Origin of the sequence: Microcoleus sp. CZ3-B2, from assembly GCF_036705055.1 — a bacterium.
Classification (GTDB): domain Bacteria; phylum Cyanobacteriota; class Cyanobacteriia; order Cyanobacteriales; family Microcoleaceae; genus Microcoleus.
Genome location: NZ_JAUBTN010000002.1, coordinates 1 through 26,723 on the forward strand (window position 1 = coordinate 1; position 26,723 = coordinate 26,723).

29 protein-coding genes are annotated in these 26,723 nt (G+C 45.7%); 21 read left to right on the plus strand and 8 right to left on the minus strand.

Annotated elements, in window-relative coordinates; all coding sequences use genetic code 11:
- Positions 1-142: 142 nt before the first annotated feature.
- Positions 143-652 (minus strand): TIGR02652 family protein, encoded by a 510-nt coding sequence (locus QUA97_RS01060; protein ID WP_333192255.1) that lies wholly within the window; start codon positions 650-652, stop codon positions 143-145.
- Between the two features lie 107 nt (positions 653-759).
- Between QUA97_RS01060 and QUA97_RS01065 the strand changes: the two genes are divergently transcribed.
- The 3 genes from QUA97_RS01065 to QUA97_RS01075 all read left to right on the plus strand — a co-directional run bounded on the left by QUA97_RS01065 (position 760) and on the right by QUA97_RS01075 (position 4,596).
- Positions 760-1,317 carry a gamma carbonic anhydrase family protein gene (locus tag QUA97_RS01065; RefSeq protein ID WP_333192258.1) on the plus strand — a complete coding sequence of 186 codons (558 nt, stop codon included), beginning with the start codon at positions 760-762 and terminating at the stop codon, positions 1,315-1,317.
- Positions 1,318-1,659: 342 nt separating this feature from the next.
- Entirely contained in the window at positions 1,660-1,983 is a 324-nt protein-coding gene (locus tag QUA97_RS01070; protein ID WP_333192261.1) for a hypothetical protein, read from the plus strand.
- Between the two features lie 117 nt (positions 1,984-2,100).
- A complete protein-coding gene (locus QUA97_RS01075; RefSeq protein WP_333192263.1) occupies positions 2,101-4,596 on the plus strand; it encodes a GH116 family glycosyl hydrolase in 2,496 nt (831 codons plus the stop codon).
- Positions 4,597-4,948: 352 nt separating this feature from the next.
- Here QUA97_RS01075 and QUA97_RS01080 read toward each other — a convergent pair whose 3' ends face one another.
- A complete protein-coding gene (locus QUA97_RS01080; RefSeq protein ID WP_333192266.1) occupies positions 4,949-5,656 on the minus strand; it encodes a response regulator transcription factor in 708 nt (235 codons plus the stop codon).
- A complete protein-coding gene (locus tag QUA97_RS01085) occupies positions 5,646-6,752 on the minus strand; it encodes a sensor histidine kinase (protein WP_194066093.1) in 1,107 nt (368 codons plus the stop codon). The genes QUA97_RS01080 and QUA97_RS01085 overlap by 11 nt, the downstream gene beginning before the upstream one ends.
- A gap of 820 nt (positions 6,753-7,572) precedes the next feature.
- Here QUA97_RS01085 and kdpA point away from each other — a divergent pair.
- The 5 genes from kdpA to kdpC all read left to right on the plus strand — a co-directional run bounded on the left by kdpA (position 7,573) and on the right by kdpC (position 13,353).
- The gene (kdpA, locus tag QUA97_RS01090; RefSeq protein WP_333192270.1) at positions 7,573-9,396 is read left to right on the plus strand and encodes a potassium-transporting ATPase subunit KdpA; all 1,824 of its coding nucleotides are present in this window, start codon (positions 7,573-7,575) and stop codon (positions 9,394-9,396) included.
- 75 nt (positions 9,397-9,471) lie between these two features.
- A complete protein-coding gene (kdpB, locus tag QUA97_RS01095; RefSeq protein ID WP_194066092.1) occupies positions 9,472-11,568 on the plus strand; it encodes a potassium-transporting ATPase subunit KdpB in 2,097 nt (698 codons plus the stop codon).
- Between the two features lie 99 nt (positions 11,569-11,667).
- On the plus strand, positions 11,668-12,276 hold the full coding sequence (locus QUA97_RS01100) for a Uma2 family endonuclease (RefSeq protein WP_333192277.1): 609 nt from the start codon (positions 11,668-11,670) through the stop codon (positions 12,274-12,276).
- Positions 12,277-12,355: 79 nt separating this feature from the next.
- Positions 12,356-12,625 carry a K(+)-transporting ATPase subunit F gene (gene kdpF / locus QUA97_RS01105; protein ID WP_194066090.1) on the plus strand — a complete coding sequence of 90 codons (270 nt, stop codon included), beginning with the start codon at positions 12,356-12,358 and terminating at the stop codon, positions 12,623-12,625.
- A 98-nt stretch (positions 12,626-12,723) separates the two neighbouring features.
- Positions 12,724-13,353: a K(+)-transporting ATPase subunit C gene (gene kdpC, locus QUA97_RS01110; protein WP_194066089.1), complete on the plus strand. Its 630-nt coding sequence runs from the start codon at positions 12,724-12,726 to the stop codon at positions 13,351-13,353.
- 274 nt (positions 13,354-13,627) lie between these two features.
- Here kdpC and QUA97_RS01115 read toward each other — a convergent pair whose 3' ends face one another.
- On the minus strand, positions 13,628-13,750 hold the full coding sequence (locus QUA97_RS01115; RefSeq protein ID WP_255515797.1) for a hypothetical protein: 123 nt from the start codon (positions 13,748-13,750) through the stop codon (positions 13,628-13,630).
- Here QUA97_RS01115 and QUA97_RS01120 point away from each other — a divergent pair.
- From QUA97_RS01120 to QUA97_RS01130, 3 genes are all read left to right on the plus strand, one after another.
- Entirely contained in the window at positions 13,742-14,881 is a 1,140-nt protein-coding gene (locus QUA97_RS01120) for a universal stress protein (protein ID WP_194066088.1), read from the plus strand. The two genes, QUA97_RS01115 and QUA97_RS01120, sit on opposite strands and share 9 nt — an antisense overlap.
- Positions 14,882-15,081: 200 nt before the next feature.
- Positions 15,082-16,365: a cation:proton antiporter gene (locus QUA97_RS01125; protein WP_333192282.1), complete on the plus strand. Its 1,284-nt coding sequence runs from the start codon at positions 15,082-15,084 to the stop codon at positions 16,363-16,365.
- 240 nt (positions 16,366-16,605) lie between these two features.
- Entirely contained in the window at positions 16,606-17,079 is a 474-nt protein-coding gene (locus tag QUA97_RS01130; RefSeq protein WP_194012048.1) for a hypothetical protein, read from the plus strand.
- 379 nt (positions 17,080-17,458) lie between these two features.
- Here QUA97_RS01130 and QUA97_RS01135 read toward each other — a convergent pair whose 3' ends face one another.
- From QUA97_RS01135 to QUA97_RS01145, 3 genes are read right to left on the minus strand one after another with little or no spacing between them, the layout of a single operon-like run.
- Complete coding sequence (locus QUA97_RS01135) at positions 17,459-18,094, minus strand: class I SAM-dependent methyltransferase (protein ID WP_333192285.1); 636 nt, start codon at positions 18,092-18,094, stop codon at positions 17,459-17,461.
- A 6-nt stretch (positions 18,095-18,100) separates the two neighbouring features.
- Positions 18,101-18,562, minus strand: coding sequence for a cupin domain-containing protein (locus QUA97_RS01140; RefSeq protein ID WP_194066086.1), 462 nt, complete (start codon positions 18,560-18,562; stop codon positions 18,101-18,103).
- Positions 18,546-18,905, minus strand: a complete 360-nt coding sequence (locus QUA97_RS01145; RefSeq protein WP_333192291.1) for a hypothetical protein — start codon at positions 18,903-18,905, stop codon at positions 18,546-18,548. The genes QUA97_RS01140 and QUA97_RS01145 overlap by 17 nt, the downstream gene beginning before the upstream one ends.
- A 221-nt stretch (positions 18,906-19,126) precedes the next feature.
- Between QUA97_RS01145 and QUA97_RS01150 the strand changes: the two genes are divergently transcribed.
- The 4 genes from QUA97_RS01150 (at position 19,127) to QUA97_RS01165 (ending at position 23,503) form a co-directional block, all read left to right on the plus strand.
- The gene (locus QUA97_RS01150) at positions 19,127-20,578 is read left to right on the plus strand and encodes a folate/biopterin family MFS transporter (protein ID WP_194066084.1); all 1,452 of its coding nucleotides are present in this window, start codon (positions 19,127-19,129) and stop codon (positions 20,576-20,578) included.
- A gap of 201 nt (positions 20,579-20,779) precedes the next feature.
- Positions 20,780-22,276 carry a carotenoid oxygenase family protein gene (locus QUA97_RS01155; RefSeq protein ID WP_194066083.1) on the plus strand — a complete coding sequence of 499 codons (1,497 nt, stop codon included), beginning with the start codon at positions 20,780-20,782 and terminating at the stop codon, positions 22,274-22,276.
- Between the two features lie 172 nt (positions 22,277-22,448).
- Complete coding sequence (locus QUA97_RS01160) at positions 22,449-23,348, plus strand: DUF4436 family protein (RefSeq protein ID WP_194066082.1); 900 nt, start codon at positions 22,449-22,451, stop codon at positions 23,346-23,348.
- Entirely contained in the window at positions 23,345-23,503 is a 159-nt protein-coding gene (locus QUA97_RS01165) for a hypothetical protein (protein ID WP_333192296.1), read from the plus strand. The genes QUA97_RS01160 and QUA97_RS01165 overlap by 4 nt, the downstream gene beginning before the upstream one ends.
- Positions 23,504-23,566: 63 nt before the next feature.
- Here QUA97_RS01165 and QUA97_RS01170 read toward each other — a convergent pair whose 3' ends face one another.
- Entirely contained in the window at positions 23,567-24,421 is an 855-nt protein-coding gene (locus tag QUA97_RS01170) for an SGNH/GDSL hydrolase family protein (RefSeq protein WP_333192299.1), read from the minus strand.
- A gap of 165 nt (positions 24,422-24,586) precedes the next feature.
- On the opposite strand from QUA97_RS01170, the gene QUA97_RS01175 reads away from it, so the two are divergent.
- From QUA97_RS01175 to rpsR, 6 genes are all read left to right on the plus strand, one after another.
- The gene (locus QUA97_RS01175; RefSeq protein WP_194066080.1) at positions 24,587-24,733 is read left to right on the plus strand and encodes a hypothetical protein; all 147 of its coding nucleotides are present in this window, start codon (positions 24,587-24,589) and stop codon (positions 24,731-24,733) included.
- 54 nt (positions 24,734-24,787) lie between these two features.
- Complete coding sequence (locus tag QUA97_RS01180) at positions 24,788-25,018, plus strand: hypothetical protein (protein WP_333192303.1); 231 nt, start codon at positions 24,788-24,790, stop codon at positions 25,016-25,018.
- Positions 24,993-25,280 (plus strand): type II toxin-antitoxin system RelE/ParE family toxin, encoded by a 288-nt coding sequence (locus QUA97_RS01185; RefSeq protein ID WP_228049753.1) that lies wholly within the window; start codon positions 24,993-24,995, stop codon positions 25,278-25,280. Before QUA97_RS01180 ends, QUA97_RS01185 begins: the two co-directional genes overlap by 26 nt.
- 101 nt (positions 25,281-25,381) lie before the next feature.
- A complete protein-coding gene (locus QUA97_RS01190) occupies positions 25,382-25,915 on the plus strand; it encodes an RDD family protein (protein ID WP_194066078.1) in 534 nt (177 codons plus the stop codon).
- 38 nt (positions 25,916-25,953) lie between these two features.
- Entirely contained in the window at positions 25,954-26,142 is a 189-nt protein-coding gene (gene rpmG / locus QUA97_RS01195) for a 50S ribosomal protein L33 (RefSeq protein ID WP_015175916.1), read from the plus strand.
- A 168-nt stretch (positions 26,143-26,310) separates the two neighbouring features.
- Positions 26,311-26,526: a 30S ribosomal protein S18 gene (gene rpsR / locus QUA97_RS01200; RefSeq protein WP_194010705.1), complete on the plus strand. Its 216-nt coding sequence runs from the start codon at positions 26,311-26,313 to the stop codon at positions 26,524-26,526.
- Positions 26,527-26,723: the final 197 nt, after the last annotated feature.

The following is a 26,723-nucleotide window of genomic DNA, read 5'->3' on the forward strand; positions in this document are numbered from 1 at the left end:
TGGGAATTGGGAATTGGGAATTGGGAATTGGGAATTGGGAATTGGGAATTGGGAATTGGGAATTGGGAATTGGGAATAACAAATAACCAATAACAAATAACCAACAACAAATAACCAATAACCAATAACCAATGACTAATGACTATTCAAACAACCGAAAATAGGGATATCTAGTAGGAACTCCCGGCTCTTTTTCTAAATCAAAATTAATCACTTCCCAGCAAGGTTCCTCCTGGGGATCGGGGCTAAAATCCACAGGTAAACCGTACAGCCTCGGGTGCGGCGATTCCGGCTGCCCCCGCCAAGGCGTGCTGCGTTCCAAATAAGTGCTGATTAATTCCCGATAGCGTTGCGCCACGATTACGCGAGTTGCTCGGTACCCTTGAGTATAAAGTCGATCGAGCGCTTCGTGAATTTCAAACCGAATCCCGTCGGGGTGGGTGTGCTGACGATACCATTCATCCTCCCAGCGGCGCCAGTGCCGCCCTGACTGAAGATGAACCAGGTCTCCCGTTTTTGGATCTGCCTCAAATGCCCCGTGACGCGAACACAAATAGGTATCGGTGAGTGTTAAAGCCGGAATTGTTTGGCGACAGTGGGGACACTGAATTTCCGGGCCAAACATCGGGTATTGCAAGGCAACTTCAATCATTTATTTGCGTCCCAGCATATTTTCTCTGCAAAAGTGCCAAATACTTTTATTATATCCCGTATCAACAACCAGCTAATCTGCTAGAAGTATCACGATCGACCAAAAAGATGAGTAATCTCAACGAACCTCTGCCTTTACTTCCTGCTTATTGGCCAAGGCCCGATATGTCCCAAGCGGCGTTTGTCGCCCCAGGTGCTGTTGTCATCGGCTGGGTAGATGTGGCTGCGGGCGCTAGTATTTGGTACGGGGCGGTGGTTCGGGGGGATGTAGAGCGAATTGCGATCGGCAAAAGTACCAATATCCAAGATGGAGCAATTCTGCACTGCGATCCGGGAAAACCGACTGTTTTGGAAGATTTTGTGACTGTCGGACACCGAGCGGTGATTCATTCAGCTTACATTGAACGGGGGTGTTTGATCGGGATTGGGGCGATCGTCCTGGACGGAGTGAGGGTGGGCACAGGCTCGATCGTCGGTGCAGGGGCGGTTGTGACGATGGACGTTCCCCCTCGCACGCTGGTTGCTGGAGTGCCTGCGAAGCGGCTGCGGGATGTCTCTGAGGAGGAATCTGCGGAGTTGGTGGAACACGCTAAGCGTTACGAAAAGTTGGCTCTGGTTCACGCGGGGAAAGGTTCTGATTTGGGATTTGCTGAGGTGAGGGAATAAGGTTTTTAGGACTCACTATTAACGTTTTTTTTACAAAAATACACTACCTTTTGGTTTTCGATTCCGGTGAAAAAAACGCAGGAATTACTTAGGAAAACTATGTATTATGAATTGTCAAATAACCAAGATAAAAGCAAGTTTCACCTCTAGACCTCTCTTAACTTTGCCACAGCTAAATTATCGCCACTTAAGAGAAAAATTATTAGATAAGGGATAGGAACGTATATTTTTATGTGGAGTGATACTAGAGCAATTTGATGGTGGTATATACCTATGGATAGATGATAAGCTGTTGCTCATATATATTGTGTATAGCGATTGAGGGGGAGAGGGGGAGAGAATTTGACGATTTTTGATTGTCATCAAAATATACAATGTTTATTTGCACAACAGCTTATCGCTCTGCTGTTAGATTGCTATTTCTATTTGGAGAAAATTATTTTGAAAAAAGCTCCGTATCACCATTACTCATCACTTGGCGATGGATTATTAACTATTAATTCAGAATCTAATAGGCACACTACTAAAGTTCTCTTAGAGTATTGTCCTGCTTTAGATATAACAAATCTAGCGACACATAGTGTAACTCTAACTGCCGATCAATATGTATGCTGGTGGAGAAGTATTGCTTGTGGAATACTGAATCTTGCATCAAGCTCAGATTAAACTAGCTTGTGCCTCGATTAAACTCGAATCGCAAGCTGGAAGCTCGATTAGACTTTCAGAAAGTTCTTCCGCAACTGCAGACAATCCTCTCTTGCTAATCTAAAATTGATTAATCCCATGAATAACGATCGCACCTCTAACCCAAACATCCCCCCGCAGGCCTGGAAACGCTCGATCGGCCAGGGTTGGGACAATCCCTATACAGTCCGCTACGCAAGCAATCTCGACGACGGCCCCTGGCACGGAATGCCTCTGGGCGGGTTCGGGGCCGGCTGCATCGGGCGATCGCCCCGCGGCGACTTCAACCTCTGGCACATCGACGGCGGCGAGCACATTTTTCGCAGTTTACCCGCTTGTCAGTTCAGCGTTTTTGAAGAAACAAAAGGCAAAAAACAAGCTTTTGCACTGTCCGCAGAACCGCCGAAAGATGGAAGTTTATCTAGTTGGAAATGGTATCCTTGCGAAGGAAGTTCGGCAACGAGCAATGTACGGGATGTAACGGATCGAATTCTGAAGGCAGACAGAAGAAGGGAAGAGAAGAACAAATTTCAATCTTCGGGGACTTATCATGCTTTGTATCCGCGCAGTTGGTTTGTTTACGAAAATGTGTTTGAAGCTCAATTAAGTTGCGAGCAATTTTCGCCAATTTTGCCAAATAATTATCAAGAAAGTAGTTACCCTGTTGCCATGTTTGAATGGGTAGCACACAATCCTACAGATGCGCCGATAACTCTTAGCATTATGCTGACTTGGCAAAATATTGTGGGCTGGTTTACTAATGCTAACAAGTCGCCGGAAGTAATAGTGCGAGATGATGGTAGTCCATTTTATGACTATCAATCCCGGTGGGGAGAAAGTGGCGGGAATATGAATTTGTTGGTGGAAGATTTTCACCGTATCGGTTGCGTGATGACGCGGTTGTCTGCTGGCGACGAACCGCAAGAAGGGGATGGACAGTGGGCGATCGCAACTGTGACTAATCCGGCGGTAGAAGTATTCTATCAAACTCGCTGGAACCCGGCGGGGGACGGCGATGATGTTTGGCGCAATTTTTCTGCTGAAGGTTTCTTGTTGGATGATAGAGACGAGACAGCCGCAGCAGCCGGAGAACAGTTGGCTTGTGCGATCGCAGTTCGGTTTACAATTAGACCAGGCAAAACTCGCAAGATTCCCTTTATTTTATCATGGGATTTGCCAGTCACTGAGTTTGCATCGGGAGTTTGGTATTACCGCCGCTATACCGATTTCTTCGGGCGGAACGGCAAAAATGCTTGGCCGATTATTCGCACGGCGATGAAGCATTCTGATACTTGGCGCGAAAGTATTGAAGCTTGGCAAAAACCAATTTTAGAACGGAAAGATTTGTCAGACAGTTTTAAAATGGCTTTGTTTAATGAATTGTACATCCTAACTGACGGCGGTACGCTTTGGAGTGCGGCGGACGAACGGGATCCGAAGGGTCAATTTGGGGTTTTAGAGTGCATTGATTACCGCTGGTACGAAAGTTTGGACGTGCGGCTTTACGGTTCTTTTGCTTTGTTGATGCTGTGGCCGGAATTAGAAAAGTCGGTAATGATTGCTTTTGCTAGGGCAATTTCTGCGGGAGACGATACGCCGAGAATTGTGGGCTGGAATCAAGCTTCGGCGATTAGAAAAGCCGTCGGTGCGACGCCGCACGATTTGGGCGCGCCTAACGAACATCCTTGGGAGAAAACGAATTATACTAGCTATCAAGATTGCAATTTGTGGAAGGATTTACCTTGCGATTTTGTATTGCAGGTTTATCGAGATTTCCTGTTGACTGGCGGCACAGATTGCGAGTTTTTGCAAGAGTGTTGGCCGGCAATTGTTGAGGCTTTGGCTTATCTGAAAACCTTTGATGAAGATGGGGACGGCATTCCTGAGAATTCGGGTGCGCCGGATCAGACGTTTGATGACTGGCAAATGCGGGGAATAAGTGCGTATTGCGGGGGTTTGTGGTTGGCGGCGCTGGAGAGTGCGATCGCGATCGGCGAAATCTTAGAAGATGCAGCACCTGAGATAATTCCCAATCCCCAAGAGAAGATTGCATTATATCACAGTTGGCTGTTACAAGCAAGACCTAGCTATCAAGAAAAACTGTGGAACGGTCAATATTACCGTTTGGACAGCGAAAGTAAATCGGAAGTGGTGATGGCAGACCAATTGTGCGGTCAATTTTACGCGAAGCTGTTAGGATTGCCGGATATTGTGCCGCCAGAATGTGCTGTCAGCGCTTTAGAAACTGTGTACGATTCTTGCTTTTTGAAGTTCAATGAGGGCGAGTTCGGTGCGGCGAATGGGGTAATGCTGAACGGTTCGCCGGAAAATCCTAATGCGACTCATCCTTTGGAAGTTTGGACGGGGATTAATTTTGGGTTGGCTGCTTTTTTGGTACAGATGGGAATGGAGGATAAAGCGTTTAAATTGACGGAGGCGGTGGTGAAGCAAATTTATGAGAATGGGTTGCAGTTTCGGACACCGGAAGCGATTACGGCGGGGGGGACTTTTCGGGCGAGTCACTATTTGCGGGCGATGGCAATTTGGGCGATTTACTATGTTTTGAATCGGAAAACTGCAGGTGTTGGCAGGTGAACACTAATTAACGCCGACTCTGATTTATTAATCTCTCTTTTCTGGAGGCTTTGCGTCATCAGCATCTAGAGTGGTTCGATCGTTCAACAGCAATCGTAAACTATGCGATCGCCTGCGTTGTTGACTGTTGACTGTTGACTGTTAACAGTTAACAGTTAACATCATGAGGAGTGCAACCGGAATTGATATGATGCAAGAACTGTCAAGAAACCCGGTTGGGAGTGTGTATTTCATCAACCTGGAATACGCTGTATTATAGCTAGAAACCGGGTTTTTGGGAAAATACAAGCCTGAAAACCCTCAATCTCAAAAAAACCGGGTTTCTTTGGGTTTGATGCGTAAGTCTCAATTATTATAAACTACCAGACTTAAGATCGATCGCTAACAGTTCTTCTGCTACCAATCCCTTGTGAATGGCGAGCACTGCTGCTTGAGTGCGATCGCGCACTTCTAACTTTTGCAAAATCGCGTGAACGTGCACCCGCACAGTCCCCGGAGCAATGTACAATATTTGTGCAATTTCCTGATTGCTTTTCCCACCAGCAACTAAAGCCAAAATTTCCTGTTCTCGCTTCGTCAGCGGATTGTCTAAAACTTCCGATTTTCCCCCGACTTTCACAGGTTCGGGATGAGTAAAAACTGCCCTAATTTCTGCAGTTGCGCCCTTATCCCACCAAGAAGCGCCCGACGCTACCGATCGAATTGCCAACACCAAAGTTTCCGCCGCAATTCCCTTGAGACAATATCCGTGAGCTCCCGCAGCCATCAACCTTTCAATTAACGATTTTTGCGAATGGGATGTTAAAATTAAAACGGGAATTTCTGGATGTCGCTGTTTAATTTGGCGGCACGCTTCAATACCACCAATTCCCGGCAAACCTACATCCAAAACCACCACATCCGGCAAGTATTCCTGAGTCAATTCTACCGCAGTTTCCCCATCTTCCGCCTCGGCAATTATTTGCAAGCAACTTTCCTGCTGCAATCGAGTTTGCAGTCCCAACCGAAATAGTTCGTCGTCTTCAACTAGCAGAATTCGTAAGGGAGAATTAGGTTTCATTGGCGGAGATTGCTGGTAGTCGGAATCCAAACAAAGCACCGTGGGGTAATTTGTTTTCTGCCCAAATTATACCGCCGTGGGCGTCAATAATTTGGCGAGATAAGTATAATCCCAATCCCGATCCTTTAGCTTGTCGATCGCTATTTCCTTGATAAAAACGCTCGAATAGGTGCGAGAGTTCCCCTGCGGTAATTCCCAACCCGCTATCGCTCACTTTCACTACCTGATAATTTGAATGAGATGCCATCACAATTTCTACTTTGCCGCCTCGGGGAGAATGGTTGAGCGCGTTTGTTAGCAAATTAACAAAAACGCGCTGAAGTTGGACTGCATCGCCGTTTACCCACAAAGAGCGACGGAAATCTGACTCTCCGTAACTCGTACTAATATAAACTCGACGCGCCGCCGATAAATCTGCGAGTGTGGCAATTACCTCTGTTGCTAAAGCTACTAAATTTACAGGAGCAAGTTGCAGTTTCAAACCTTCAGTATCGTTGCGGTAAATATCTAACAGGGTTTCTACTAATTGTAGCGACATTTTGTGCGATCGCGCCATTGTTTCGAGAACCTTTTGCTGACTGGGAGTAACATCGCCAAATTTTGCCGATTTAAAAGCTTTAATTGTTTCTATCGCCCCCAGCATCGGCGTTTTCAAGTCGTGAGTCAAAGTAGAGACAAAATCCTCTCGGATGCTGGCTAGCTGCTGCTGAGACTGCAACTGAGCTTTGGCGACTGCGATCGCTTCTTGGTACTGCTGGTTGCGATCGCTCAAATATCCCGTCACTCCCAAAGCCATAACTGCGATCGCTCTATTTGCAAAAGTTGCTAGGGCGATCGTTTCTCCAGGAGGGATAAACACATTCAACAGAGTCAAAGCTGCCGCTACCAGCGTAATTTGTAATTTCCCCAACCGACTCAAGCGCGAATTTGCCAGTATAATCGGCCCCGTGTACAAGTATCCAAACAGATACTCCGAGGGAGTGCTAAATTCCAGCGCGATCACAATAGCAAACAAAATGGCGATCGACCATCTTCCGCGCAAATACTTCTCTTGAAGTAGTACATTTTTGGGGATTTTTAATAAGCTTTTAAACATTCCTAATCAATCCATTTTAAAATGACCAGTCCCGAAAGAATTGACCCTCAAAAACCTAGTTTTTTACCAAACAACTCAATTTTAGCCCCTAATTGCGCTAAAAACCCGATTTTTTGAGTCGGAGTGCGTAATATCAATTCCGGCTGCACTCATACATGATATTAACTGTTAACAGCCAACAGTCAACAGCCAACAGTCAACAGCCAACAGTCAACAGTCAACAGTGAATTTACTATTCCGATGAAGAGAGGATTTGAGATAAGTCCTGAAATATTCAGTACATTGTCCCGCAAGAAACAGCGTTTACACAGCATCTATACCTGCAAGTATAGATTTTAGACATCATCTAAACATTCACCTATTACTAAAAATATATAGCAAACAAGCATAAATCCTAAACAGTAACTTATATCTTAAGACTAATTATCAAACACCCCAAAATTCAGTAGAGTAATCAATAAAAGTAAACCTAACCTTGCGGCCTGCGGGAGTCGTTCATGAGCTTTGCAGAACCAAAACTCATTCAAATACCGATCCAATTCAACAGCAGTTATTGTGGCATAGCACTAAGTGCCATACAATTGCCCGATAACTGTTGTTGCTTGGGATTAATAAGAGAAAACCGATTCATTATAGCCAGCGAAATTCCCACAATTTTCTGCGGAGATCGGATCTTAGCAGTAGCAATTAATCGGGCGATAGGCCCCGAACTAGAAGCAACCTTAAAGAAAATTCACCCCGTTTTGTGGACTTCCTTCCGAAGCCATTTTCCGAGGAGTGAAGCGGATTTATTCAACAACGAGGATTTTTTAACTAAGTTATGCTGCAAGGATTAAGTCAAATCGGATTAACGCTAATCATTTTAATCGCGATCGCGCCCATCTTGGGCAATTACATGGCGCGGGTGTACATGGGAGAACGAACCATCCTCGATCCCGCCATTAAACCAGTAGAACAACTCATCTATAAAGCCGGCAACATCCGTGGTGTAGATTCCATGACAGGCTGGCAATATGCGCGATCGCTATTATACAGCAATGTAGCAATGGGCATATTTGTGTTCTTAAGTTTCATGCTTCAGGGAGTGCTACCTTTAAATCCCACCAGCCTCAGCGCACCAACCTGGGATACCGCCCTACACACAACAATTTCATTCCTCACAAATACCGACCAACAGCATTACTCCGGCGAGACAACATATAGTTATTTATCCCAGTTAACTTTGGGTTTTTTAATGTTTACCTCAGCCGCCACAGGCTTAGCAGTAGGAATCGCCTTTATTCGGGGACTGACCGGCCGCCCGTTAGGTAACTTTTACATCGATTTAATTCAATCAATTACCAGAATTCTCCTGCCATTATCTTTAATAATCGCCTTGCTATTGCTAATTTCAGGAGTACCGGAAACCCTAGCAGGGCCACAAGTTGCCACCACCTTAGAAGGCAGCACCCAAGTTATTGCCCGCGGCCCAGTAGCTCACTTTGAAAGCATCAAACAACTAGGAGAAAACGGCGGCGGATTTTTCGGGGTTAACTCTGCTCACCCCTTTGAAAACCCCAACCCTTTTAGTAACCTGCTGGAAATCCTAGCAATGGTTTGCATCCCAGCAGCATTCATTCATACTTACGGCAGATTTGCCAACAACAAAAAACAGGGATGGCTAATTTTTTGGATGGTATTTATAATGTTTGTTGCCTTGATTGGCGTTGCAGCAGTTGGCGAATATCAAGGAAATCCTCAAGTCAATAATTTACTGGGTTCCGTGCAACCAAATTTAGAAGGAAAAGAAGTTAGATTTGGCTGGGCAGAAACTGTACTTTGGGCAGTGACTACAACTGGTACAATGTGCGGTGCCGTGAACGGGATGCACGATTCTTTAATGCCTCCGGCAGGTTTTGCTACTCTGTCTAACTTGTTTCTGCAAATTGTTTGGGGCGGACAAGGAACCGGAACAGCTTACTTATTTATTTACCTGATTTTGAGCGTATTTCTCACAGGATTGATGGTGGGTAGAACGCCGGAATTTTTGGGACGTAAAATTGAAAAGCAGGAAATTGTTTTAGCCAGCGTGGTTTTGTTAGTTCACCCGATCGCAGTTTTAATCCCTGGCGCAATTACCCTCGCATTTCCCGACAGCTTGAGCGGCATCAGCAACCCCGGATTCCACGGCATTTCACAAGTGATGTACGAATACGCTTCAGCCGCAGCTAACAACGGTTCTGGCTTTGAAGGATTAGGAGATTCTCAACCCGCAGCAACAGGACTTTGGTGGAATTTAAGCACCTGTTTTAGTTTGCTTTTAGGGCGCTACGTTCCAATTGTGGCGATGCTGTTGCTAGCGGACAGCATGACAAACAAACAACTGGTTCCCGAAACAACCGGAACACTAAGAACCGATTCCATTTTATTCACCAGCGTAACCGCAGGAGTAATCATAATTCTGGGCGCGCTGACATTTTTCCCAGTTCTAGCTTTGGGGCCAATTGCAGAAGGATTTGAAATTAGCAGCGGCAAATTTGAACCCACACCGATAACTGCGCCACCTTTAGCAACACCATCGCCTTTAGCAACGCCTTCGCCTTTAGTAACACCAACACCAGAAGCGACAACACCCGAAGCAACACCAACTCCTCCACCTCAATAGCAAAAAATTGTCAATCTCACCCTCCTCTTTCTCCGTGTTCTCTGTGTCCTCTGCGGTTCATTAAAAATCTAAATTATGGCTTCTTCCAATACCCCTAATTCTCAGAAAAATCTCCGTTCCAGAGGCCCTCGCGAGTCTCGCAAACATACGCCCAAAGCAAATACAAAAGGTCTTTATCAAAGAGCTTTCAAAGAAGCTTTTGTCAAGCTAGACCCACGGGTGATGCTGAAAAATCCCGTGATGTTTGTGGTGTGGGTTGGCACAATTGTGACTGCATTATTAACGATCGACCCCACGCTGTTCGGCCCGGTTCCCGGCGAAAATCAGAGAGTTTTCAACGGTTTAGTCACATTTATTTTGTTCTTCACTTTGGTATTTGCTAATTTTGCCGAAGCAGTAGCAGAAGGGCGCGGCAAAGCACAAGCAGACGCGCTGCGATCGACCAAAGCCGACACCACAGCCCGCAAACTCTTACCAGACGGTTCAATTCAAGAAGTAAGTTCGACAGCCCTGAGACGCGGCGATCAAATTAAAGCGATCGCAGGCGATATCATTCCCGCTGACGGCGAAGTGATCGCAGGTGTCGCATCTGTAGACGAATCTGCGATCACCGGCGAATCCGCCCCAGTGCTCAAGGAACCGGGTTCGGACATCGCCAGTTCCGTCACCGGCGGGACACGCATCCTTTCCGACGAACTGACGCTGCGGGTGATGGCCGACCCCGGTAAGGGCTTTTTGGACAGGATGATCGCGCTGGTAGAGGGCGCAGAACGCTCGAAAACGCCGAACGAGATCGCGCTGACGGTGCTGCTGGCGGTGCTGACTCTGGTGTTTTTGATTGTGGTGTCAACGATTCCGCCGATCGGCAATTATGTGAAAACTCCTGTGGGCGTGGTGACGCTGATTTCGCTGCTGGTGGCGCTGATTCCAACAACCATTGGCGGTTTGTTGAGCGCGATCGGCATTGCGGGGATGGATCGCGTCGCTCAGTTTAACGTCATAGCGACCTCTGGCCGCGCCGTAGAGGCTTGCGGCGACGTGAATACGCTGATTTTGGACAAAACGGGGACGATCACGCTGGGGAACCGTTTAGCTGAGGAATTCATTCCGGTCAACGGTCACTCGCTGGATCAGGTTGCGAGTGTGGCGCTGGCTGCTAGCGTGTTTGACGATACTCCAGAGGGAAAGTCGATCGTCCGTTTGGCCGAAAAATTGGGCGCAACGGTGAATTTCGATCGCGCTAACGCAACCGGGCTGGATTTTTCGGCAAAAACGCGGATGTCTGGCACCGATTTGCCCGACGGGACGGAGGTTCGCAAGGGTGCGGTGGATGCGGTGAAGGGTTTTGTGCGATCGCGCGGCGGCAATTTCGGGCCGGATCTCGATGCAGCTTACGAGCGAGTTTCGCGCTTGGGAGGCACGCCGTTAGCGGTTTGTCAAGGTAACGACACCTACGGCATTATCTATTTGAAAGATGTGATTAAACCGGGAATTCGCGATCGGTTTGACCAACTCCGAAAAATGGGAATTCGCACCATCATGCTCACCGGAGATAACCGAATTACAGCATCAGTAATTGCCGACGAAGCCGGAGTTGACGACTTCATAGCCGAAGCAACTCCAGAGGACAAAATCGAAGTAATTCGCAAGCAACAAGCAGAAGGCAAATTAGTAGCAATGACGGGAGACGGAACCAACGACGCACCCGCCCTAGCCCAAGCAAACGTGGGACTCGCGATGAATTCTGGAACCCAAGCCGCGAAAGAAGCTGCGAACATGGTGGACTTAGATTCTGACCCCACAAAACTCATTGACTTAGTGACAATTGGCAAACAATTGCTAATTACTCGCGGCGCGCTGACTACATTTTCCCTAGCCAACGACATCGCCAAATATTTTGCAATTATTCCCGCCATGTTTGCCCCCGTTGGCGCATTAAACATCATGGGTTTAGCCAGCGGTCAATCAGCAATTTTATCCGCATTAGTTTACAATGCTTTAATTATTCCCGCATTAATTCCCCTAGCATTAACCGGGGTGAAATTTCGACCGCTGACAGCAAATCAACTATTGCAGCGGAACATTTTAATCTACGGATTGGGCGGAGCAGTCGCGCCGTTTATCGCCATCAAAATAATCGATGTGTTGATTACCGCAGTCGGGCTAGCATAGAGGTTCGGTAGCGAGCAGAGTACGAGATTTAATGGATAGAATAGATTTAGAGGTTCTGCCTCGACGCTCATCTGAAAACCACTCATTGCAAAATGACCTATGAATCCTCAACTTTTGGATAAACCAGTCAGTGAAAGCAACCAGTGCCTCACGCTTTATGATGTTAGCTGGGAGAAATTGGAAGCAATAGAAGCAGCTTTAGAAGATTTTCCAAATGTGCGGCTAGCCTACCTCTATGGAACCTTAGATATTATGTCTCCTCTTTCAGAAGAACATGAAGATGGTAAAAGCACTATCACTCTCTTACTGCTGGCTTATTTTCAACACGCAAACATCCGATTTTACAAGCGTGGTAGCAAGACTCTCGGCAGTATCCAACTAGGAGGAAGGAAAGAGCCTGATGAATCATTCAATCTGGAAACTAAGAAAGAGATTCCCGACATTGTAATAGAAGTAGTTGTCACCAGCGGCGGAGTAAATACTCTGGAAATCTACAGGCGAGTCAAGGTTCCCGAAGTGTGGTTTTGGAGAAAAGGCAAGCTAGCCCTGTACCGTTTGCAAGACGAAGAATACAAACAAGTCGATCGCAGTGAATTGCTACCTGATTTGGATTTAACATTGTTCGTTCGTTGTGCAAATATCCCCGATCAATACGATGCTGTAGTTGAGTTTCGCAATGCACTGCGCGATCGACCAGAGCAAGCTTAACAGACTCGTTCCCAGGCTCTGCCTCGTCGATGCTCATTTCAAATTGTCAAGCAATTTAATGTAAAAAAAAGGAAAAATCATGAAACGAAACGCTTTGCTGAATGATGTTTTGCCTAGAGATTTTCAAGACACCGTTGAGTTAGGAGAAATGCTGTGTAAACGCCACCCAATCCCGGTGCAGCTATTTCTAGTAATGTGCTTTAACTTGATAATAGCTCCCGCTGTGTATGCCGCTACGGATGAAGGTTTAACTAAAAAAGCTGCATGGGGTTTAAGCCTTTTGGGTTTAGTAATCATCGGACTCGCAGTTTATTTGTTTACTGTAATTTTCCAACCGGAAAGATTTTAAGCAAACATCCATTACACCCCTTACAAAATCCGTTACATCCGTTACATCCGTTACATAATCCGTTGCCGAACTTCCTTCTTCCTTCATTGAGGTAATTTATGAGAGAATTAATCAGAGCGATTCGCGTAACCTTAGTCTTGTGGGGAATCACGGCTATTATTTATCCCTTGATAATGCTAGCAATCGGTCAACTCGCTTTCAACTCGCAGGCAAATGGGAGCTTAATTAGTAAGCAGGGAGTTGTAGTCGGTTCATCCTTAATCGGTCAATCATTCAGTTCGGATAAATATTTTTGGAGCCGCCCCACCACCACCAATTACAGCAGCTTTGCACCTACTGATTTCGATCCTACAAAGGCAGATAATTTAGCTCAAAGAACGGGGGTTTCGGGAGCTAGCAACCTTGCTCCCAGTAACTCGGATTTGCTGAATCGAGGCAATGAAAAAGATGGTTTTCAAGGCGTGCAAGTAGAATTAGCCCGCCTCAACCAAGCTGGCATCAAACCGACTGCTGATTTAGTCTACACCTCCGGCTCTGGTCTAGATCCGCACATTAGTGTAGAATCAGCTAGGGCGCAAATTGAGCGGATAGCAAAAGTGCGATCGATCAATCTCAATCAAGTAGAAATGTTGGTATCCAAAAATACAGACGGCAGATTTCTCGGAATTTTCGGCGAACCGGGAGTTAACGTCCTCAAACTCAATTTAGCTCTCGATAGTTTACAATAATTTAGAGTCAGTAGTCATTAGTCATTAGTCATTAGTCAGTAGTCATTAGTCATTAGTCATTAGTCATTAGTCATTAGTCAGTAGTCATTAGTCATTAGTCATTAGTCCTTAGTCATTAGTCAGTAGTCAGTAGTCATTAGGGAATTGTTAGCTGTTAACAGCTAACTGTTGACTGTTGACTGTTGAATGTTGAATGTTGACTGTTGACTGTTGAATGTTGACTGTTGACTGTTAACAACTGTTTTCCTGCCAACTAACAACTAACAACTAACAACTAACAACTACCAACTAACAACTGCCAACTGCCAACTGCTTTCCTAACAACTGCCAACTGCCAAATACCAACTGCCAACTGCCAACTGCCAACTGCCAACTTATCTATTAAGCTATGATTCACTCTAGCGAACTCACCAACAATTCAGACGCGGTTTATGCCCAACCCTACCGCAATTGCGATCGCACCCGCCGGGGAAAGCACAAAATATTTATCGGCATGGCCCCCGGTGTGGGCAAAACTTTCCGAATGCTGGAAGAAGGGCATCGACTCAAATTAGAAGGCATTGACGTAGTTGTCGGACTGTTAGAAACCCACGGGCGAAAAGAAACCGCCGAAAAAGGAAAAGGATTAGAAATATTGCCGCGAAAACAAATGCTGCGCGGCGAAAAAATGCTCGCCGAAATGGATGTGGAAGCCGTCATATTGCGCCGCCCCCAATTAGCATTAATTGACGAACTAGCCCATACAAATATTCCCGGTTCTCAGCGAGAAAAACGATATCAAGATGTCGAAGAAGTTCTGAATGCTGGAATTGATGTTTTCTCCACCCTTAACATTCAGCACATCGAAAGCCTCAACGATTTAGTAGCACGAATTACCGGAGTTGTAGTCAGAGAAAGAATTCCCGATCGCATTCTAGAAGAAGCTGACGAAGTAGTGGTTATCGATGTCACGCCGGAAACTTTAGAGACACGGTTGCGAGAAGGCAAAATTTATGCACCCGAAAAAATTGAACAATCTTTAAAAAACTTTTTCCAGCGCCGTCATTTAATTGCTTTGCGAGAACTCGCCCTGCGAGAAGTGGCAGACAACGTTGAAGAGGACGCAGCAACTTTAAAAGGTCAATATTGCAACATTCACGAACGAGTTTTAGTATGCGTCTCGACTTATCCCAATTCCTTGCAACTGCTGCGGCGGGGCGGGAGGATTGCTAACTACATGAATGCTCCCTTTTATGCTTTGTTTGTTAACGATCCAGACAAATTTTTAACAAAATCAGAAAGCTTGCACGTTGAAACTTGTGAGAAACTCTGTCAGGAATTTAATGGACAATTTTTGCGAGTCAACGGTAATAAAATAGCCAAAGCAATTTCCGATGTAGCTAAAGAGTATCGCATTACTCAAATTGTGATCGGTGAAAGCCAGCAATCGCGGTGGAAATTGCTGCTGCGGGGTTCTTTGACTCAACAGTTAGTGCGATCGCTCAAACACGTAGATTTGCACATCATCGCTACCGAAAAAAGTCATTAGTCAGTTGGCAGTTGTTAGGAAAGCAGTTGGCAGTTGGCAGTTGTTAGTTGTTAGTTGTTAGTTGTTAGTTGTTAGTTGTTAGTTGTTAGTTGTTAGTTGTTAGTTGTTAGTAACAAATAACACATAACAGATAACAAATAGATATAACTTTCGGAGGATAACAGACTCTAGCGGTTGGTAGATGCGCCAAAAGCTTTTAGATGCGAAAATCGCACTTGTTAAACCTGATTAAAAGTGCGATCGCTATGGTAGATAATTACATTCTCAACTTGCTAGCGATTGGCATCCTCCTGCTGACAGTCACCTTGGGTTCGGGATGGATTTCGCGATTGCCACTGTCTTATGCCTTAATTTATTTAGTTGTCGGTATCGGGTTCGGGCCTTACGGTATCAAGCTGATTGAATTGCGCCCCGAAGCTATATTTTTAGAAAGACTTACAGAATTTGTAGTGATTGTTTCTCTGTTCAGTTGCGGCTTAAAAATGAATCGCCCGCTGCAACTTTGGGCTTGGAATTCCACAGCGCGGCTGATCGGTTTTTTAATGCCAATTTCGATTTTTGCTGTGGCTGCGCTAGCTCATTGGTTTGTGAAATTAGATTGGGGCCCGGCTATTTTATTGGGAGCAATTCTCGCTCCCACCGACCCAGTTTTAGCGTCAGAAGTTCAAGTAGCTAATATAGAGGATCGCGATGAATTGCGTTTTGGTTTAACATCGGAAGGCGGTTTAAACGATGCTTTATCTTTTCCCTTTGTTTACTTCGGAATTTATGCGATCAAAGATGACAACTGGTCGAACTGGTTTTCGCAGTGGGTAGCAGTTGACTTAATTTGGGCGATCGCCGCAGGTCTCGTGATGGGCATTTTAGTAGCTAAAGCCGTCACTTGGATCGATCGCCAATTGCAACGCTACAGACCGGCCGACGAATTAATGGAAGATTTCATCGCTCTCAGCACAATTCTGCTCACCTATTCCCTCACAGAAGTAGTCAACGGCTACGGATTCCTCGCAGTTTTTGTAGCAGGAATAGTCGTGCAGCGCAGTTACCGCAACCCCGACAAACCGCTTTCCCAACTAAATTTTACCGAGCGCATTGAAAAGTTAATGGAAGTAGGAACTATTTTACTCTTAGGTTCGCTCCTGCGCCTAGAACCTATGCTCGCTTATGGAGGCTACTCGCTCTTAGTAGCTGGATTGTTAATCTTTTTGATCCGGCCTGTGGGAGCTTGGATCAGTACGCTAGGCAGTCCTTTGCATCCCGCCAGCCGCTTGCTGTGCGGTTGGTTTGGCATTCGTGGTGTCGGTTCTATCTATTATCTTACCTATGCTTTTGGTAAAGGTTTAAAAGGCGAAAATGCCGAAATAATTGCCTGGATTACCTTTACAACCATCGTAATTTCTGTGATAGTCCACGGCATTAGCGCCACCCCGTTGATGAACTGGTACGAGCGCCGAATTAAACCTCAAGTATCGGATTTAATTTAATTTAGTAAGGTTCGTGAATTTAATAGTCCTGCACGTAACTGTCACACAACAATCGACTTGTAGGGTGCGTCAGGTGAAGTTCTCTAACGGCGATCGGGAATTTCGGGAGCTGACGCACCTTACTGTATAATCTAAAATCGACTTGTAGGGTGCGTCAGGCGAAGTTCTCTAACGACACCGAAAGAAAAGAAGATTATAATTTTTTGGATAACTCTAATATAAACGTTCGCGGAATCAAACATGGATCGATTTGAATTTCAGCTAGCAATGCTGCAACAAGGAGCAGAGCAACTAGAGACAAAAATAGCTAATTTCAATACAATTTTGCTGCAGTTAAAAACTGCGGCAATTACCATTTGGGTAGCGTTGATTGGTTGGGTGTTTGCCAACAAAATAGATGCCTTGGTTCCGCTGGGATATGTTGTAATTTTTGGTTTCTGGTTTTTAGAAGCAACCTACTGGAGGGTGCAATTTTATCACATACAAAGAGTCCATGCAATCACCCAATTCTTGAATGATGAAAGGGCCTTAGATGAAAGTTTTAAGACCCGTTCTATACCGGAAGGTTTAGTTCACCCGCTCGGTTTTTTGAAAATATTTAAAGTGCCTTCTTTAGGTCGAGCTATCTGCGCTCCATCAATCTATATTTTTTATACCTTTTTGTTTGCTGTTAATTCGGTCGTTTGGTTGATAACTCTTAAAGCAGCCCTCTAACTGAGTAAGATCCCAATGTGCGAGCGACCGGACAATATCTTCCATCCAACTAACTAAAAGTGTAAATTGGAGGTTCAATTTGCTTGCTACTCCAAAAAACGGTTGCTTTCTGTATCGTTTGGGTTAAGAGTTCGCCTGTTCTCTCCTTAATACTCTGTTGGTTATTTGAAAATAACCAGAACTGTTCGCGATCGACTTATACTACGACAGCAACCTCTTATATTCAGGACTTAGACAACTGGCATACTCAAATCAAGCTGTAGGGTGCGTCAGGTGAATTTCTAGAACGATTATTGAGGGTTTAAAAATATGACGCACCTTACTAATTGTGACTATTTCCAATTTTAAAAGGACACGACAATGCAGTCCTTACCCGCAGCTAAAAAGGTTTCACCCCAACTAATAAAGCGAGTTCCCGCCACTTCCAATAACAGTCTGCATCGTCAAAACCAATTTCCCTAAACCAGCGCAATTGCGTTTCCACATCGAGCAATTTATTAGACGGATCGTCGGGCGAATCGCTAATACCAAGCGCCTCTCGAAACTTCTCGTGTAAAGCCTTTGTTGGGGACGCTACGTGCTCCAAATTGCCAAAAATGCCTCCGGGTTCCAAAAGCTCAAAAATCTCGGTGTAGAGGGCTAATTTGCGATGGTTATTTACGTGATGAATCGCAAAACTAGAAACGATCGCATCAAACTTGCCCAAATCCGGCAGCGATTCGTCAAAATTGTGCTCGATTACCGTGACATTCTGGTCATCAGCAAAACGAATTCTGGCTTTTTCCAGCATTGTCGGGGAAAAGTCGATCGCCACACACTCAACATTCGGGCGATCGCACTTCAGCAAACCCAACAACCGTCCATCACCCGTGCCCACATCCAGAATCCGGCGCACAGTTTGCGGCACCTCCTCCAACAAAACCGCCTCACCCTCAGTGCGGTGAGGAATACCATCAGCCTTAGCCAGATACCACAAAGCGTGTTCCGCCGAAGTCCAAAGATTCACTTGACTCATAATTTTTTAACCCTCATAAATCTCGCCGTTTTTGTGCGTAAAAATCCAACTATTACCGTCAGCTTTAGCAACTAAATCGTCATCGGGATAATTTGCTGAATCTCCCGGAGTGCGATCGCCAATTTCCAGATAAACCACATCAGCATTCGTGCGGTTAACCAAATGATGCCCGTCAGGATCACCAGCCCGAAAACCCGCCGCCATACCCGGTTGCAGCACTTCCTCACCCGCATTAGAAATCAGAGTAATCTCCCCTTCCAGAACATACACTAACTCATCTTGACGAGAGTGCCAATGTCTCAGAGCAGAACAACTTCCCGGTGCCAGCCGCACCAAATTTACCCCAAAATTCTGCAATCCAGCAGCATTCCCCAAGCGTTTTTTCACCCTTCCCGCCACCGCCGATTGAAATTGCAGGGGATATTTAGAGCCTGTAATATCCGGCACATTTTCAGGATTCACAATCATAAAATACTCCTTTCAGTATTTGTGACATCTCTTTCTTTTCTTGCTTCGCGTACTTCGCGTCTTCGCGGTTAATTATTCCAAAAAATTCAAAGTAGTAGAATTTTCCCGAATTAGTCCGCACAAAACAATTACCCCGATCCGTTAAAATCGGCAGCCAAGGTTTACCCGGAAAATCAGCAATCATAATTTGCTCGGCATGATTTCCCGTCACCGCTTGCAGGCGTTCTCCCCTGCGAAAAGTAGTCACCGCAGGCCACTGAAAAACCTTATTTTTGTTTCTTTCAAACAAATCAGCAGGCGCATCAACGCCATCTACAGAAACCGATCGAAATCGCTGAGCCATAAAGCTAAATTAGCCCCCAATCCTCAAACCAAAACCACAGCCAGAGAGACAATTCTAATTTCTGCTTTCATCGATCGCAAAAAGTCCTTAAATCCAGGCTCATCACAATTTTATACCCGCTGGCAGTCGCCCGTCACCCTAGCATCCCACCTTCGACAGTTTCCGCAACCCATTAAGAATGTGTTATATAATATTTAGATTCATTAAGAAATATTGCACAAATGCTTCTTTCACCCTCTGGCGCCAGCAAACTCAAAGAATCTTTAAAAGAAAAAGTATTCTTCGGGAATGAGCCAACCCCCGAACTCATAGCCATCTTACTGATTTACTTCGTCCAAGGCATTCTCGGACTAGCTCGCTTAGCCGTCAGCTTCTTCCTGAAAGACGATCTTGGCATGACTCCGGCCGAAGTATCAGCAATGATGGGTGTTGTCGCCCTACCTTGGATTATCAAACCCTTGTTCGGCTTCATGTCGGACGGTTTGCCCATATTCGGCTACCGCAGACGACCTTACATCGTCCTCTCCGGGCTCTTGGGCACGTCAGCATGGGTGAGCCTCGCAACAATTGTACACACGCCACTGGCCGCCACAGGGGCGATCGCCCTGAGTTCCCTCTCCCTCGCCGTCAGCGACGTCATCGCCGACTCCCTCATAGTCGAAAGAGCTAGAAAAGAATCCGTCGCCGACGCAGGTTCCCTGCAATCCTTATCCTGGGGTGCATCAGCCCTCGGCGGACTAATCACCGCCTACCTCAGCGGCTACCTGATGCAACACTTGAGCACCCACACTATCTTTTTAATCACCGCATCTTTCCCCCTAATCGTATCAGCAACAGCCTGGTTAATTGAGGAAGAAAAAGTCAACAAACAAGCCCACTTTGACACAGTAAAAAACCAATTCAAACAACTGCGTCAAGCTGTTACCCAAAAAACAATTTGGTTGCCCACCGCCTTTCTATTCCTATGGCAAGCCACCCCAAGCTCAGACTCCGCCTTCTTCTTCTTCACCACCAACGAACTAGGCTTTCAACCAGAATTTCTCGGTAGAGTGCGCCTCGTCACCAGCATTGCTTCCCTCCTCGGTATTTGGCTGTTTCAGCGATACCTCAAAGCAATTCCATTTAGAGTAATTTTCGGCTGGTCAACAGTAATTGCCACAGCCTTGGGTATGACTACATTATTATTAGTAACTCATGCCAATCGAGCATTAGGAATAGACGACCAGTGGTTCAGCATCGGAGACAGCCTGATCCTGACAGTAATCGGACAAATTGCCTATATGCCGGTGCTAGTTCTCTCGGCGCGATTGTGTCCTCCCGGTGTCGAAGCTACATTATTTGCCGTGTTAATGTCAGTCACCAACTTAGCCGGACTTTTGTCCCACGAAGGCGGTGCACTTTTGACCCACTTACTCGGAATTACTGAGAGCAATTTCGACAACCTCTGGCTGCTAATAATCATCACAAACCTCTCCACACTGCTACCCCTGCCATTCCTAAATTGGCTTCCTGCAGAAAATGCAGAAAGTGGCGACCAAAACGATCGACAATCACTCCCCCTACTAGAAGCAGAACTAGGAGGCGCAAAACAAGGCGGACAGAACTTCATACCCGAATATTTTCCCGACTTAGTACCGACAGTCAGGTCAGAAAAACGCACCGCAGATAGCTAAAGAAGTCATTAGTCATTAGTTATTAGTTATTAGTTATTAGTTATTAGGAAGAATTCAAAATTTGGGATTTCTTCAATTTTGACTAATGACCAATGCCTTTGTGTCCCTTTCCTATTGTCCCACTCTCCCACTCTCCCACTTTCAGCCTCTCTGCGCCCTCTGCGGTCTCTGCGGTTAAATCAATAAAAGCTTATTCTACCCATGCAAAACTTACAAAATTCCCAACCCCAAACAGCGGCCCAAAAACCATCATACGATCGCACAGACTGGCAGCGCGGCTACGAATCCCAACCCAACGAATCCGACTACTGGATTGACGACATAGAAGGCGAAATCCCAGAAAGCTTGCAAGGCACATTCTTTCGCAACGGACCCGGTTTGCTAGATGTCAACGGCCAGCGCATCCATCACCCCTTCGACGGCGACGGGATGGTTTGTGCGATCGCAATTTCCGACGGCCGCGCCCACTTCCGCAACAGATTTGTCCGCACCGAAGGCTACCTCGCCGAACAAAAAGCCGGAAAAATCCTGCACCGAGGCGTTTTCGGCACACAGAAACCCGGAGGCTGGCTTAGCAACATCTTTGACGTCAAAATCAAAAACATAGCCAACACCAACATCATTTATTGGGGCGACAAACTGCTAGCACTCTGGGAAGCAGCACAGCCCTACAGACTCGACCCCCGGAGCCTAGAAACACTCGGATTAGACACCCTAGACGGCATCTTAGAACCCGGTGAAGCCTTCGCTGCCCACCCCAGAATTGAAAAAGGCAAAAATGGAGCCGGAGACAGATTAGTCAACTTTTCCGTCAAGCCCGGTTTGTCAAGTACAATTACCATTTACGAACTCGACACAAGCGGCAAACTTTTACAAAAACACGCCCACGCAATCCCCGGTTTTGCCTTCCTGCACGACATGGTAATTACCCCGAATTACTGCATATTCTTCCAAAATCCCGTCAGCTTCAATCCCCTACCATTCTTGTTAGGAATGCGGAGTGCATCCCAGTGCATTCAATTTTCGCCCAACCGCCCGACGCAAGCAATTTTAATTCCCCGCAACGGCACCGACGAGGTAAAAGTATTAGAAACCGAACCTTGCTTTGTCTTCCACCACTGCAACGCCTGGGAAGAAAACGGCGAAGTTTTTGTTGACTCTGTTTGCTACGACTCATTCCCAACCGTCGAGGCGGACGGCGATTTTCGCGAGCTTGATTTTGACAGCATTCCAGCGGGGGAATTGTGGCGGTTTAAGTTAAATTTGAATGAAAAAACTGTCAACCATCAAGTAATTGAAACTCGGTGCTGCGAGTTTCCGACATTGCATCCCAACAACGTCGGACAGCCTTACCGATATCTTTATATTGGCGCTGCGGATGCTCCGGCGGGAAATGCTCCTTTGCAAGCTATTCTTAAAATGGATTTCCAGACAGGAGAACAGCAAATTTGGAGTGCTGCGCCGCGCGGTTTTGCGGGGGAACCTGTTTTTGTTCCCCGTCCCGATGCTATGGCGGAGGATGACGGCTGGCTGCTGGTTTTGATGTATGATGCAGCTAATCATCGATCGACCTTAGCGATTCTAGATGCTAGCGACATCACCAAAGGGCCCCTAGCGCGCCTCCATTTAAAACAGCACATTCCCTACGGTTTGCACGGAAGTTTTACACCAAATGTACTGCTTCCTATCGATTCGTAGTAACTGTTAGCGATGCAAGAGGAACTCAAATTGCGATGGAAAAGGTTTGATCGTTCGGAATGCGAGTCCGCATCCATAACTAGGACTAAAGTCCGAAGGATTAAACCTTTGTTGTCAAGGGTTTGCTGTAGAAAAGCTCACAAGATTTTAAAGTATCAAATCTCCATAATTAATGCAAATTGTAAACAACAATCATCTCAAAAAAATACTCGTTTTAATTTGCAGCACAGTCATATTTTTGGCAATTATTTTATCTATTTACTCTTACAATGCTAATGCCCAAGAGCCTTACAAATTATCTCCAGAAATCTCTGTAACACCAAAAGGCTTGGTTGAGGTCACAATGACAGTAATTGGAGTAGATCCAGTGAAAAACCAATTAGAAACTCGCTTGCAATTTGAACTAAAAGGTATTTATAAAAAAGGGCCAACTTACCCTGCTCAAGATTTGTTAATGACCGTTAACGGTGCGAATGTAGAAGATTCAGAAATTACCTTTAAAGAAGGTAAGCCGATGATTGTACCTGCATTAAAGTTTAACTTAATCGAGGGCAAAATTAACAATTATCCCTTTGATACGCACATTGCTAAAGTAGCAATTTCCCTCGATCCGCTGGCTTCGATAGGCAAAAAATTTGCTCCTTTTCAAGTAAATCCAGTGCCGCTGAAATTTAAATTTAATGCTGATGTTCCTGGCTTCGATATTAGTTATAAGCCGCTGGAAGAAAATTCATCTATCTTTATTTACATCGATGTTTCTGCAACTCGATCGCTTCCAGTGAAATTCTTTGCCTTGGTGATTATTGTCATCATGTGGGTGCTGTCAATTATGGCGCTGTTGCTAGCACTAAAAGTGATGAAATCTGGCAAGTTGCCGGAAGTGGGAATGCTGAGCTGGACTGGTGTAATGCTGTTTGCTTTTCCGGCAATTCGCAACGCTCAGCCGGGGGTGCCACCAGTGGGAACTGCTAGCGATTTCCTATCGTTTTTTTGGACTGAAATTATTGTTGTGGTGGCGTTGGTGATTATTGGTAGCTGTTGGTTGAAGCGGTATCATCCGCCGGTTGAATGATAACGGGAATTGGGAATTGGGCTCTAGCGTTGCGGAGGGATTGGGAATTGGCCCGCGCAGGGAATTGGGCGGAGCGAAGCGGAGGGATTGGGCGGAGCGAAGCGGAGGGATTGGGCATTAGGAATTGGGAATTGGGCATTGGAGCTAACAAATAACCAATAACCAATAACCAATAACCAATAACCAATAACTACTGACTACTGACTACTGACTACTGACTAATTTTTTACCTGCAAATTCTCAATATCCTGGGCGGGTACGCCTAAACCGCGCAAGATAGTAAAAGCAATAATTCTATATCCCGATGGATTTGGATGAACTCCATCGGCTGCTAACAAATTCAGAGTTTTTCCCGCGTGTTTTTGATAGGTGCTAATTACTTCCCGAAAAGGTGCATTTAAATCGATAAACAAGCACTGATTTTGTTTGGCGATTTCTCTCATCGCTACTACGTATTCTTGCAATCTGCGATTTTCCGGGCCGTCCAGAATTTCGCGAATTGGAGTAGGAGAAAGCAGGGCAACTCGAATTCCGGCGGCTTTTGATGCCTGCACCATTTGGGTTATTTTGTCTATGTATTCTGCTAGCGATACTCCGGTGGCTAGGTTGCCTTGGGGATGAAACTGAAGCTTTTGGAAGTCGAAGAAGGCGTGCCAAACGTCGTTGACTCCGGCGTTAATGGTGATTAAATCTGGCTGTTTGTCGATCGCATCTTTCTGAAAACGCGCCTGCATATCACTCGCCTTGTTACCGGAGATGCCGGCGTTGACGACTTCGATTTGGCGATCGGGATACAGGGCATTCAGGTAGCGCTGCAGCAGCCAAACGTAACCTCCGGGATATTTGCCGGCTTCGGTGATGCTGTCGCCCACAGTCACAATTTTGCCCTTGCCGGCGAGGAGGTTTTGGATTTCTGGTGGCGGGGTTGCTTGGGATAGGGATTCTGTAAACACGGGAAGTAAGGAGTGAGGAATGTTAAAGATGATAACGGCAGCAATTACGGCGAGGGCTAGTCTGACTAACACTTGCTGTTTTGGGGTTTTGGGACGGGGCGATATCGCTTTTGCAGACATTCTGTAGTTTTTGACTAAAAGTTTAACTTTTGAGCTTGGCAACTATAGCCGAAGAAAAAACCAAGAAGCAATAAAATCAATGGTTTCAGCGATTTCAAATGCCCTAATCACCTAGTATAATATAGTGAAATGTGGCAGGGAGACCGATCGTGATGTTAGTGGCTTTTGTCAGTCGGTGCATGGGTGAAGCTGTTTGATTCAGGATCGGGTTTTGGTAGAGAACAAGTTTCTCTGAATTTAGAACTAGATCGAGTTTATGTCGATCGCATTTTGGAATTTATCAACAAAGGCGATAATTATTTGCCTAATTGAGAACGGGTTATTAAAGGTATTCCTAATATCTTGGGGAATTATTAAGGAGGTTAGATGATGACTTTTCAAGAAATTATTGAGTCTATTGAAAGATTGACAATAGAAGATCAGGAGCGTTTATTTGAGTTGATCCGCAAGCGACGGATTGAAAATCGGCGGGCTGAAATTTTGGCTAATGCTCAGGAGGTGATGCAGGCATTTAAGAATGGGACAGCAAAGAGAGGAACCGTTGATGATTTGATCGCAGATTTACTAGGAGATGATGATGGAAGTTGTCTGGAGTAGTGGATTTAATCGGTCTTTTAGGAAGATTACAAAGAAAAATCCACAATTAAAGGATCAAATTGCTAAGGTTTTAAGGCTGTTGACAGATGATCCATTTATGCCATCTTTGAAGTCTCACAAGTTAGGAGGGGATTTAGCCGGGTTATGGTCTTGTTCTGTTGCTTACGATTGCAGAATAATTTTTAAATTTTCTGACGATGAGGAATTATTAGAAATGGTTATTCTATTGGTGGATATTGGAAGCCATGATGACGTTTATTAATGTAGCTGCGCCTTGACGCTATGCCCTACGGCTGCAAGCCCCTTGATTTGGATTATGATAGAAACAAGACTTACGCATTTCAAAGTAATTCTTTTTGGCCCATGAGTTCCGATTTAGTTCCCTTGCTTCCGAAAGTATCGATAGGCCGTCGCGCTGCTGCTTTCTGCATCGACGCGATCGCAGTTGGGTTGCCCAGTTTGCTTCTCGGCGCAAATCCGATCGTCCAAACCATCTTTTTTTTCCTGCTGTGGATGATCCTGCGCGTACCCATTGTCAGGAAAAACCACGGTCAAAGTCTTGGGCGCTGGGCGTTGGACATGAAAATTATCGATGTTAGACTCGAACGGATTCCCGGAGTGCAGAAACTTTGCAAGCGCGAGGGATTGCTGGGCATTTGCGCCGCCCTAGCCTTTGCGGGTGTAGGCGGGCTCACATCTACCAACGCCGCCGTCTTGCTGCTGATTCTGCCGCTGGCGATCGACTGTAGCACTGCCTTCATCGACACCGCCCGGTTTCCCCAAGCTTTTCACGATCGACTCAGCAAGACGATCGTCATCGGCACCAAGCGCGGCTACTCCCTCGACATCAAAGTTAGAAGATTACTTGACCAAGTGCAGACCAGTGTGAGACGATAATAAATTGTGTTTAAATTAGTCGAAATTTATTTAGAATTATGGCTAAAGGTGTCCGGATCATAATTACTCTAGAGTGTACTGAGTGCCGAACCAACGCGAGCAAACGCTCCAAAGGCGTGTCTCGGTACACCACCACCAAGAACCGTCGCAACACGACGGCGCGGCTGGAACTCAAAAAGTTCTGCCCCCATTGCAACAAGCACACTGCCCACAAAGAGATTAAGTAGTCATTAGTCATTAGTCATTAGTCATCAGTCATCAGTCATCAGTCGTTGGCAATTGACATTGACCCGCGAACAGCAGATAACTAACAAATGCTTTCCTGATGCCTAGCAACTAACGGCTAATAACTAAAAACTAACAGTCAACAGTTAACAGTCAACAAACAAAGAACCATGACTTACTTTCGCCGGCGCGTTTCGCCAATCAAGCCAGGAGACCCGATCGACTACAAAGATGTCGAGTTGCTCAAAAAATACGTCACAGAACGCGGTAAAATACTGCCCCGCCGGATTACCGGTTTGACGGCAAAACAGCAGCGAGATTTGACCAGAAGCATCAAAAGAGCAAGAATTGTAGCTTTGATGCCCTTCGTAAATCAAGAAGGCTAATTCGATTTTGGATTTTAGATTTTAGATTTTGGAAAGATAGGACTTACGCGAAAACAACGTCTTTTTGTCGCAAGCGAAAATCGCTAATCGAGCGCAAGATTGGGTATTTAGTCGGTGGTGCGTAAGTCTTAATCAAAATCTAAAAAGTTAAAAATTAAAGCACAAAAAGCCCAACTTTTTAGATGTTAGTTTTAACA